This window comes from Streptomyces sp. NPDC107538, from assembly GCF_055657445.1.
Window position 1 is genome coordinate 614,234 of sequence record NZ_JBVKAY010000002.1, and the last position, 7,735, is coordinate 621,968.

8 protein-coding genes are annotated in these 7,735 nt (G+C 72.0%); 2 read left to right on the top strand and 6 right to left on the bottom strand.

The window, feature by feature from the left end; all coding sequences use genetic code 11:
• Window positions 1–14: 14 nt before the first annotated feature.
• Complete coding sequence (locus tag ACZ7MG_RS08595; RefSeq protein ID WP_471385548.1) at window positions 15–971, top strand: GNAT family N-acetyltransferase; 957 nt, start codon at window positions 15–17, stop codon at window positions 969–971.
• Window positions 972–983: 12 nt separating this feature from the next.
• Here ACZ7MG_RS08595 and ACZ7MG_RS08600 read toward each other — a convergent pair whose 3' ends face one another.
• The 3 genes from ACZ7MG_RS08600 to ACZ7MG_RS08610 all read right to left on the bottom strand — a co-directional run bounded on the left by ACZ7MG_RS08600 (window position 984) and on the right by ACZ7MG_RS08610 (window position 4,920).
• On the bottom strand, window positions 984–1,802 hold the full coding sequence (locus ACZ7MG_RS08600) for a hypothetical protein (RefSeq protein ID WP_471385546.1): 819 nt from the start codon (window positions 1,800–1,802) through the stop codon (window positions 984–986).
• Between the two features lie 198 nt (window positions 1,803–2,000).
• A complete protein-coding gene (locus ACZ7MG_RS08605) occupies window positions 2,001–2,990 on the bottom strand; it encodes a malate dehydrogenase (RefSeq protein ID WP_471385545.1) in 990 nt (329 codons plus the stop codon).
• A 493-nt stretch (window positions 2,991–3,483) separates the two neighbouring features.
• Complete coding sequence (locus ACZ7MG_RS08610) at window positions 3,484–4,920, bottom strand: helix-turn-helix domain-containing protein (protein WP_471946120.1); 1,437 nt, start codon at window positions 4,918–4,920, stop codon at window positions 3,484–3,486.
• A 581-nt stretch (window positions 4,921–5,501) separates the two neighbouring features.
• On the opposite strand from ACZ7MG_RS08610, the gene ACZ7MG_RS08615 reads away from it, so the two are divergent.
• Complete coding sequence (locus ACZ7MG_RS08615) at window positions 5,502–6,035, top strand: peptidoglycan-binding domain-containing protein (RefSeq protein WP_471385541.1); 534 nt, start codon at window positions 5,502–5,504, stop codon at window positions 6,033–6,035.
• Window positions 6,036–6,058: 23 nt separating this feature from the next.
• Here the strand turns inward: ACZ7MG_RS08615 and ACZ7MG_RS08620 are convergent, their stop codons facing one another.
• The 3 genes from ACZ7MG_RS08620 to ACZ7MG_RS08630 form a co-directional block, all read right to left on the bottom strand.
• Complete coding sequence (locus ACZ7MG_RS08620) at window positions 6,059–6,577, bottom strand: helix-turn-helix domain-containing protein (RefSeq protein ID WP_471385539.1); 519 nt, start codon at window positions 6,575–6,577, stop codon at window positions 6,059–6,061.
• A gap of 438 nt (window positions 6,578–7,015) precedes the next feature.
• Entirely contained in the window at window positions 7,016–7,465 is a 450-nt protein-coding gene (locus tag ACZ7MG_RS08625) for a DUF3017 domain-containing protein (protein ID WP_471385658.1), read from the bottom strand.
• Window position 7,466: 1 nt separating this feature from the next.
• Window positions 7,467–7,735, bottom strand: a 269-nt coding sequence (locus ACZ7MG_RS08630; protein WP_471946127.1) for a hypothetical protein, incomplete at its 5' end; no start/stop codon positions are given.

Below are 7,735 nucleotides of genomic sequence, written 5' to 3' on the forward strand. Positions count from 1 at the left end.
AAAGTCAAATAAATATGGAGGCCAAGCGCGAGCAGCAGTCCGAGCCGGTGGCCGTGCGGGACGTGCGGAGTCTGCGGCGGTTCAACCGGTACTTCACGCGCCGGATCGGGGCGTTGGACGATCACTACCTCGGGCAGGACCGGCCGCTCGGGGAGGCACGGCTGCTCTTCGAGATCGGGGAGGCCGGCGCGGGCGGCGAGGGGGCGTCGTTGCGCGAGCTGCGAGCCCGGCTCGGGCTGGACGCCGGGTATCTGAGCCGGATGGTCAAAGCGCTGGAGGGGCAGGGGCTGGTCCGGGTCGGCGTGCACGGCGGGGACAGCCGGGTCCGGGTCGCCGCGCTGACGTCGGCGGGGCGCCGCGAGGTCGCGGAGCAGAACCGCCGGGCCGACGCGCTCGCCGAGGGGCTGCTGCGCGGGCTGAGTCCGGTGCAGCGGGGCGAGCTGACCGAGGCGCTGGGGGCCGCGCGGCGGCTGCTGCGGCTCGCCGCGATCCGGGTCGAGGCCGTGGACGGCGGGTCGGCGGAGGCCCGGGCCTGCCTCGACGCCTATGCCGCCGACATCGACGAGCGGTTCCCCGAGGGATACGACCCGGCCACCCTCGTACCGCCCCATGAGGTCTCGGGGCGCGCGGGAGCCTTCCTCATCGCCTATGAGGAGGACCGGGCCGTGGCGTGCGGGGCGTTGCGCACCCTCGATCCCGGGTCCCGGGTCGGCGAGATCAAGCATGTGTGGGTGCATCCCGGGGCCCGTCGGCTCGGGCTCGCCCGGCGGCTGCTCGGCGAGCTGGAGCGGGCGGCCGCCGAGCGCGGTCTCGGCGTCGTACGGCTCGATACGCACGCCTCGTTGACGGAGGCGCAGGCGATGTACCGGGCCTGCGGGTACACGGAGATCCCCCGGTACAACGACGACGTGTACGGGGCCCACTTCTTCGAGAAGAGGCTCACACCGGCGCAGCCGCCCCGGCGGCGGTGATCCGCCGCGCGCTCACCCCCGTACGCAGGTCGCCCCCGCCGGGCACAGGGAGGTGACCACCATGGTGACCGGCTCGCGCAGGTCGGCGAGCGGGGTCGACTCGGGGGCGCTGAGGCGGACTCCGTAGATCGTGCCGTCGGCCGCGCGGAAGCGGTGGTCGACGACCTGGCGGGGGCCCCGGTCGCCTTCGCCGTCGAAGCGGTAGACGACCTCGGTGTAGCTGTCGTCGTCGGCGGCGGAACGCTCCAGGGCGCGGTAGCCGGGGAGGCGGGCGAAGCCGTAGTTCTCGTTCTCGGCCAGGTCCATGGACTCGGCGGGGGTGCCCTCGCTGACCTGGAAGAGCTGGAGGGTGCGGGTGCCGTCCGGGGAGTCGTAGGTGACGACCGTGGGCTTGCCGCTCGGCGTCTTGGCGGTGCGGTCCCAGCCGGCGGGGACGTCGACGGTGAAGCCGGCCGGGTCGTCGGAGCGGACGTAGCCCGGGGCGACGGACGAGTCGGAGTCCGCGTCCGACGCCTTAGGTGAGACCTGGCCGGTGTCCTCGCCGCTCGCGTCCGCGTCGCCGCCCGCCCCGCTCCCGTCCGCGTCGTTCTTCGGGTCCCCCGTAGCGGCGGAGGGCGCGGGCGTCGACGAGGAGTTGTCGGTGGAACGGTCGGTTGAGCCATCGGTGGAACTGTCGGTGGAACTGTTCGCGGAGGTCGTACGGGGCGTGCCGTCGTCCCGGAACAGGGTCCACACCCCGAAGCCGATGCCACCGCCGAGCAGCGCCGCGAGGGCGACGACGGCGATCGTGCGCGGCCACGGGCCGCCCCGTCCGGGCGGGTCGTCGTCCACCCAGCGTCCTTGGTGCGGGTCCCAGCGCGTCATCGTGTCCCCCCGTCGGCGCCGTAGGTGCTCTCACGACGTGCGTAGACAGACGATAGCGGCGTACACGCCGAACAGGCCCCGTCCTGGTCGAAACCGGGACAGGGCCTGCGGGCGTGAGCTAAAGGGACGGCCCTCAGAGAGGGACGGCTCTCAGAGAGGGGCGGCTCAGATGAGGCCGAGCGCGCGGACCGCGTCGCGCTCCTCCGCCAGCTCCTGGACCGAGGCGTCGATCCGGGCACGGGAGAACTCGTTGATCTCCAGGCCCTGGACGATCTCGTACTTGCCGTCCTTGACGGTGACCGGGAAGGAGGAGATGAGGCCCTCGGCCACACCGTACGAACCGTCGGACGGGATGCCCATGGAGGCCCAGTCGCCCTCGGCGGTGCCGTTGACCCAGGTGTGGACGTGGTCGATGGCGGCGTTGGCGGCGGAGGCGGCCGACGAGGCGCCACGGGCCTCGATGATCGCGGCGCCGCGCTTGGCGACGGTCGGGATGAAGTCCTCGGCGAGCCACTTCTCGTCGTTCACGACCTCGGCGGCGTTCTTGCCGGCGACCGTGGCGTGGAAGATGTCCGGGTACTGGGTCGCGGAGTGGTTGCCCCAGATCGTGAGCTTCTTGATCTCGGAGACCGGCACGCCCGTCTTCTTCGACAGCTGGGTCAGCGCGCGGTTGTGGTCCAGGCGGGTCATCGCGGTGAAGCGCTCGGCCGGGACGTCCGGCGCGGCGGCCTGGGCGATGAGGGCGTTGGTGTTGGCCGGGTTGCCGACGACGAGGACCTTGATGTCGTCCGCCGCGTTGTCGTTGATGGCCTTGCCCTGCGGCTTGAAGATGCCGCCGTTGGCCTCCAGGAGGTCACCGCGCTCCATGCCCTTGGTGCGGGGGCGGGCGCCTACGAGCAGACCGACGTTGGCGCCGTCGAAGGCGACGTTCGGGTCGTCCGTGATGTCGATGCCCGCCAGGAGCGGGAAGGCGCAGTCGTCGAGCTCCATGGCGGTGCCCTCGGCGGCCTTGAGCGCCGGGGTGATCTCCAGGAGGCGGAGCTTGACCGGCACGTCCGCGCCGAGCAGCTGGCCGGAGGCGATGCGGAAGAGCAGGGCGTAACCGATCTGGCCGGCCGCGCCGGTGACGGTGACGTTCACGGGAGTGCGGGTCATGGCGTTCTCCGTATGACAGCTGGCGGTGGGGCGTCCCTGCCCCTGTGGGACGTACTACGTACTGACGTACAAATGATCGATCTCTTGGCGTCAAGAGAGATCGGTGGTCAGGCTATCGCGCATCCGGGATGCCGGACGGCCGGGGTTCGTGTGGCCCACCCCACAAGTCGCCCGACGCGCGGAGCGCAGAAGAAAGGCGGCCGCCGGTCCGGGAGAGAGGGACCAGGGCGGCCGCCATGTGGGGGTGCCGGGCCGGGAGGGGGTGAGATCTCCCGGGCGGGCCGGACTCCCGTGGGGGTACTGTCCGCCTGCCCCGGAGTTCGCCGGGCATTCCCCTTACACCGTGATTACTTTTTTCGTCCGAGCGATGACGGAGCGTTGACCGCCTGGCGGACGGTGGGGGGCTTGTCGCGCGGTTCCCCGCGCCCCTCCGGGCACCCCGGGAGCGCCCCCGCCACCCCACGCACACCCCCCGCCACCCCGTGCGGTCCTTCTACCCCGTGCAGCCCTTCTGCCCCGCCGCCAGTGTGGCGCAGGCCGTGGCCTCGCCCGCGTCCTTCACGGCGACCATCTGCGTGTAGGCGATGTTGTCGCCGGCCGCTTCGATGGCGGCGGTCTGCTTCTTCGTGCCGACCGTGACCTGGACCTCGTCGCCCTGGGCGGCGCCGGTGATCCGGGCCCAGGCGGCTTGGCAGGTCTTGCTGTAGCGGACCTCGACCCGTGTGGTGCCGATCGTGGCCTCGTCGGTGGTCCGGACGAGGTTGCCGATGCAGCCCATGGTCTCCGGGTCCTTGCCCTCACAGTCCTTGCCGCTGCACTTCACACCGGCCGGGAGGTCGGGGTTCGTGCCGAGCGAGGTCGACGGGGAGGCGGACGGCTTGTCCCCCGCCTGCTCCTTGCCGTCACCGTTGGTGAGGAAGAAGGCCGCCGCGATCACCACGAGCGCGCCGACGGCTCCGGCGAGGAACATCGTCACCCGCCGCCTCGGCTGGGAGTCCCCGTCGTCGGTACGACCGCCGCCGCCGGGCGGCGGCCCGAAGACCCCGGACGGCACCGAGACACCACCGGAGTCCTGCGCACCGCCGGAACCCTGCGCACCACCGAACGCCTGCACGCCACCGAATGCCTGGGCACCACCGGCACCCGACGCATCGGCCGGGGCGCGGGACGACGACGCCGAGGACGGCGAGGACGGCGAGGACGACGGCGACGAAGTCGATGGCGGCGTCGGGGCCGGTGACGAGGTCGACGGCGAGGACTTGGCCCCCCAACTGACGCGCGGCGGGCCACCGGCGACCGCTCCCGCGCCGCCACCGTACGGCGGAGCGGAGGAAGACGAGGACGGAGAGGACGACGAGGACGGAGAGGACGGAGAGGAGACCGGGGAGGACGAGGCCGGTGCCGACGACGCCGTGGCCGGTGTGGTCGAACCCCCGTACGGCGGGCGCGAGGCGCGGTCGCCGCCGGAGGAGCGCGGCTGCGGCGGGACCATCGGCGAGACGCCCGCCGGGCCCGCCACGCCCGGGATCGCGGTGGCGCTGCGGCCCGCCCTGCCGTTCCTGCCGCCGCCCTTGACCGTGGCCTGGCCGCCCGTCTCACCCAGGGCGGCGCGCGCCTGGGAGATGCGGATCGCTTCCATGGTCATGTCGTGGCGCATCTCCGAACGGCTCCACGCGCGTTCGGCCAGCTCCCACATGGTGGTGAGATGGACGGGATCGGTGCCGGTGACCTCGGCCAACGCGACGATCGCGCCTTTCGGCGCGAGCAGTCTGCCGTTGAGATACCGCTCCCAGGACGTCTTGCTGTAGCCCGTGCGGTCGGCCACCGCGGCGATACTCAGTCCACTGCGGTCGACGAGCCGGCGCAACTGGCCCGCGAACTCCCTGACCTGTGGATCGAGTTCATCCGGCAAGGCCCTCCAACGAGGCATTGCTTCCCCCCTCTTCCCCCCGTACGGATCTCCGTACGCGTCTCCGTACGACTCTGGATTTTCCCCCCGCGCCCGCTGTCCCTATCTTCGTGCCGCGCATGACACCCTCGCTGAATCCTGGCCCGGGACATCCTGGTCCGGGACCTGCTCCGGGGCCCTCCGCGGAGCCCCGTTCCGGCCTACCCACTGGGATGCGTCCGGTCGGGATGTCAGTTCCCTGGAAAGGGGCGTGCGGGAGCATTTCGGGCTGGCGCACGCACTGCCGCGCGCCCCCCAACGGTCCGCCACGGCACGCAACCGTCCGCCACGGTCCGCAACTGTCCGCGGTCCAGTGTCCCACCGGCGTCCCGCCGGTATCCCCGATATCCGGGCGGAATCGCAGGTCCCCGCACGGGACGTCCCGGACCGTCCCAAATGCTCACTTTAGCCCTGGTGTTGAGCGAGTCGATGGCAAATCCTCGAACTTGTCAACACATCGACACACCGACCACACATGCACAGTCACGTGAGTCGAACAGGGGCTCGTGCGAACCGTGTGCGTCAGTGAATGTCGGAAGGTCAACGGGGACCAGGGGGATCACATGCAACTCAAGGCCAGGCTGCTGCTCGGGGCGGTCGCCGTGACGACGTCGGCCGGGCTCGCGCTCGGCGTCACCGCCCCGCTCGCCACGGCGTCCGGGGCGTACGTCGTCGACGGCTCCGGAGCGGCGTACAACGACTGGGGCGACGAGGGCACGCTGTCCGTCGGCTCGCACGCGAAGAGCAACGCCACGCGACTGTGGCAGAGCGTCCTGTACGCCGACGGCGCCCGGTGGAAGGACTCCGGCGGGGGTCTGCACACCTTCACCCAGGGGGACATCGACGGGGTCTTCGGCTGGAAGACCCGCTCGGCGACCAAGTACTGGCAGGCGCAGGAGGATCTGGAGGACGTCGACGGGATCGTCGGCAAGGAGACCTTCGGCCAGGCCGACGGCTTCCTGGACGGCCCCTACAGCGACGGCAAGGTCACCTACGCCGGCCTGGCGCACGAGGTCACCTTCAAGCGGCTCGACGGGGAGTACTACGTCCGCATCGGCTCGCAGTGGAAGGTGGCCGCGTACGACTGGCGCGGCTGAGCCGCCGGGTGCGCTGGGGGCCGTCACCTCAGGGTGACGGCCCCCAGCAGCGCGGCGCCGACGAGAGCCAGGGCGAGCAGGACGGCCAGGGCGGCGTAGAGGGCGATACGGCCGGGCGGGCGGGGCCTCGGCTCGTCGGCGGGGGTGTCCCACCAGGGAAGCGTGGGCTCGTCCTGGTACGCCTCCGGGTCGGCCTCCGCCCCGGCCCGCTCGGCCGCTGCGGCCCCGAGGGGGTTCGGCGACGGCGCGTACGGGGGCACCGTCTGGGGCGCCGGGCGCGGCCAGGCCCGTACGGCCAGTTCCCAGCGCGCGCCGAAGCGTTCGGCGTCCTCCCCGGCGACCCGGCACAGGGCGACGACCGCCTGGCGGGGCGGGGGCTGGGTGCCGTTGAGGTAGCGCTGCCAGGAGGACTTGCTGTACGCGGTGCGCGCGCCGAGCGCGACGAGACTGAGTCCCGTGCGGTCCTTCAGCAGGCGCAGCTGCTCGACGAAATGCTGTACCTCCGGGGGGAGTTCGTCAGGCAGCGGCTGCCAGGCGCTCATCGGCTGCCTCCTCGGCTCGCGGGCGGGTCTGAGCAGGTGACGACGGTCGCGGGTGCACCGGTTCCCACCGGTACGGGCGGCGGCGCGGTGGCGTTCGGACAGTGCGATGGAGTGACGCGGGCGGTCTTGTGAAGCGAGGTGAAGGGTGCGAGAAGGGGGCGCGTACGGCGACCCGCGCACCGGCTTCCGCGCACTGGCTCCGCAGGTCGGCTCCGGGTGCCGGTCGTGGCATGCGCCGATGACGTCCGGGGGCTGTCGTCGTCGCCCGGTGCGGACACCTTGGCGGAATGGTCACTTCCGTGCCACAGCGGGCTGACAGGTGTTGAAGCGGGCGTTCGTCGTGCAGGAACGTGGAACGCGAGACGGCGGTCCGTCCTTACTCGGGGGAGGGGACGGGCCGCCGTCGTGTGTACTGCCGCGTGTACTGCTGGGGACCTCTCAGCCCGCCTCGTCGCCCACCGTGAAGTGCAGGGTGTCCTTGAGGAACGGGATCTCCAGCAGCGGCTTCGGCTGGGCCATCAGCGCGAGGAGCACGATGGCGGTGCCCAGCACGATGTACGTGGCCATGTCGGTGAAACGGGAGCGGACCGCGAGCATGCCGACGTCCCGGACGGCCCAGCGCAGCACCGCGCCGGCGAGCAGCGCCGCGCCGATCAGGATCGTGCCGACCCGGAACGCGTCGAGCGCGGTGAGCAGCAGGCCGAGTCCCACGGTGCACAGGACGGCGAGGATCGGCCACTGCCGGACGGGCGCCGGCGCCTCACGCGGCGCCGCCCGCCCGCCGCCCTCGGGCCGCGCGGTGTCCTTGGTGAACATCGGAAACCGCCGCGTACCCCGAACGGGCTTCCCGTCGACACCGGGCACGCTGACATGATCCCGCACCTCGATCTCATCGACTGACGAGGCCGAGGGGGCCGGGGAGGACGATGAAGCCGCCGGGGACGGTGAGGTCGACGGGGCCGACGAGTTCGACGAAGCCGCCGGGGGCGACGAGGTTCGCGGAGTTGACGAGTTCGACGAAGCCGCCGGGGACGGTGAGGCCGACGAGGTTGGCGAAGCCGGTGAGGTTGGCGAAGCCGGTGAGGTTGGCGAAGCCGGTGAGGTTGGCGAAGCCGGTGAGGTTGGCGAAGCCGGTGAGGTTGGCGAAGCCGGTGAGGT

Coding starts and splice junctions, on each gene's coding strand:
- ACZ7MG_RS08615 (WP_471385541.1), top strand. CDS start 5,502: ATGCAACTCAAGGCCAGGCTGCTGCTCGGGGCGGTCGCCGTGACGACG.
- ACZ7MG_RS08620 (WP_471385539.1), bottom strand. CDS start 6,577: ATGAGCGCCTGGCAGCCGCTGCCTGACGAACTCCCCCCGGAGGTACAG.
- ACZ7MG_RS08595 (WP_471385548.1), top strand. CDS start 15: ATGGAGGCCAAGCGCGAGCAGCAGTCCGAGCCGGTGGCCGTGCGGGAC.
- ACZ7MG_RS08605 (WP_471385545.1), bottom strand. CDS start 2,990: ATGACCCGCACTCCCGTGAACGTCACCGTCACCGGCGCGGCCGGCCAG.
- ACZ7MG_RS08610 (WP_471946120.1), bottom strand. CDS start 4,920: ATGCCTCGTTGGAGGGCCTTGCCGGATGAACTCGATCCACAGGTCAGG.